Origin of the sequence: Acinetobacter sp., from assembly GCF_050285345.1 — a bacterium.
In the GTDB taxonomy this organism is placed as follows: domain Bacteria; phylum Pseudomonadota; class Gammaproteobacteria; order Pseudomonadales; family Moraxellaceae; genus Acinetobacter.
The window spans coordinates 1-2,588 of record NZ_JBLZXR010000075.1; the positions used below are offsets into that span (position 1 = coordinate 1).

Consider the following 2,588-nt stretch of genomic DNA (forward strand, 5'->3'; position numbering starts at 1 on the left):
GTCCATGGTGATAAAAATCATCATAAACCAGACATTTTTATTGGTGAGAATATAGACACTTTAAATGGGTTCTAACAGAGCACTTCGTATAAGGTGTATTATGTTAATTTTAGAAAAAGTTTAAAATTAGATAATAGTTTATATATAAGAGTTATAAGATATAAAACTGAAAAAAGAAAAATTTAATGTGTACTTTGATAAGTTGCGAAATATAATCATTCCCATCAAATTTTAGTGAAACATCCTTGTGTTCAAACATTGTTTATTACCAAGCCTCCTTCCACTTAGCTGTGCAATGTCAGTCTTTGCAAGTGATCAAATCATCACGTTACCTTCTATTACCTTGCAAGTAACAAAAGATACTGAAAAATCTTATAAAGTCAGTGCTTCCAGTGCTGCAACTCGTACCAATACGACACTGAAAGAAACACCTCAAGCTGTAACCGTTGTTCCAGAAGCTGTATTAAAAGATATTCAAGCAACGCGTTTATCGGAAGCATTAGATGTTGCAGGAGTAGGACGTGCAAATAACTTTGGCGGGCAAGGTTTAACGACTTTTACTTCGCGCGGATTTACCAGTGGTGAATATTACCGTAATGGTTTCCCAATTAACCGTGGTTACCCGAATGCGCCTGATAGTAGTACCGTTGAACGTGTTGAAGTATTAAAAGGGGCATCATCAAGTTTATATGGTCGTGGTGATCCAGGTGGTACATTCAATGTGGTCAGCAAAACACCTCAAGCTGAACGAAAAACCACTTTAGGTTTAAATGTGGATGAGGAAGGTTTGTACCGTGGCACTGTGGATACCACAGGCGCATTAACAGAAGATAAAAGCCTGACTTACCGTTTAAATTTGATGGGTGAAAATGGCGATACCTATCGAGATCACGTAGATACCAAACGCTGGAATATTGCACCTGTATTGCAATGGACGCCTTCGGATACGACCAAACTTACGCTAGAGGCCGATTTTTTACGTAATCAACATGCCCTAGACCGTGGTTTTACCCGTTATGATGGGCAACAGAAAACCTCATTCGACTCATCAGACTATTGGTGGGAATCAGGCAAAGATCGCAATCGCCTATATAACAATAACGACATGCTACAGTTCCGAATTGAACATGCGCTGAATGAAGCATGGAAATTGAATGTTGGCACTCAATATTTAAATGGAAACCTACATGGTTATGCTGTTGAAGCGAATGGCATCAAAGCAAATACCAATGGTGAAGTGATTACACGTAACTATAACTGGCGTAACTTGGATTGGATTGATAAGAATTTTCAAGCCAATATTGTTGGTAATTTCAATCTATTCAATTTACAGCACACTCTAATTTCGGGTATTGAGTTTGAAGATTATGACTTCAAATCTTATATTATCCGTTCGAGGGATAGTTTTGATTTAAATATCAATCAACCTTACAACACACAGCCATTACCAGAATTGGTGAATGTGACCACACATGATAGTGAGCAATTGAAAAGCCAAGCATTCTTTGTGCAAGATCAAATCCGTATTACGGATCGTTTAAACACACTGATTGCAATGCGTTTTGAAAACTATAAGCAAGATTACAATAACTTTGTAAATAACACGTCATGGTCGACCGATAATAATGCATTTATCCCTCGAGTTGGTCTGACCTATGATCTTACAGATCAACTTACGGTTTATAGCAATATTAGTAAATCGTTTAAGCCAAATTCTGGTGCTGACCGCAACAATAAAGGTTTCGATCCTGAAGAAGGTGTTTCTTATGAAATTGGTTCAAAATATACACTATTGGACAACCAGCTTTCTTTTGACACCGCAATATATTATGTGAAAAAAGAAAATGTTTTAACTCTAGATCCACTAGATTCAACGAAAAGCATTGCTGCGGGTGAAGTCACTAGTAAAGGCATTGATCTAAGTCTTGTAGGTAATATCACGTCTGAATGGAAAATCATTGGTAATTACTCTTATGTCGATGCAGCTGTAAGTAAAGACAATACTTTGGAAAAAGGCACACGTTTAGCCAATATTCCTCAAGATTCATTTAACCTTTTAAGTATTTATGAGTTTAAATCAGGTGCATTAAATGGTTTAGGCTTAGGCGTGAATCAACGTTATGTCGGTAGTCGAAAAGGACAAACTGCCAATAACACCTACAACATGGGAAGCTATGCGACAACGGATCTGATTTCTTATTACGATTGGAATAAAGATGTACGTTTAAGCTTTGATATCAAAAATATCTTTAACAAAGAATATGACGATAGTGCTTTCAATCGTTATGTTTACCCAGGGCAGCCCCGCACTGCGAAGTTAGGAATAACGTATAGTTTCTAATTTAAAGAAAGCCAGCATTAATGCTGGCTTCTTGCGATATCTAAAAAATTAGAATTTTATTATTTCTACATCCATTTAACATAATGGCTGTTATACGAAGTGCACTTGTAAGCCCAAAGTAGAAATGTCCGGTTTCTCCAAAGTAAAAATGTCCGCTTTTAGAATATGCGCTTTTGCAATTTTCTTAGCGGACGGTTTGATATGTTGGTGTCTATGTCGGATAAAGAACTTAAACGATTGTCGGTCT

The 2,588-nt window shown here is 36.9% G+C and carries 1 protein-coding gene; it reads left to right on the top strand.

The genetic code is table 11. The features are described from left to right. Positions 1-295 precede the first annotated feature (295 nt). Positions 296-2,341: a TonB-dependent siderophore receptor gene (locus ACN6OV_RS06955; protein WP_427951206.1), complete on the top strand. Its 2,046-nt coding sequence runs from the start codon at positions 296-298 to the stop codon at positions 2,339-2,341. Positions 2,342-2,588 lie beyond the last annotated feature (247 nt).

Bases quoted from the DNA above. Each gene is read 5' to 3' on its own strand.
- ACN6OV_RS06955 (WP_427951206.1), top strand. From the start codon at position 296: ATGTCAGTCTTTGCAAGTGATCAAATCATCACGTTACCTTCTATTACC.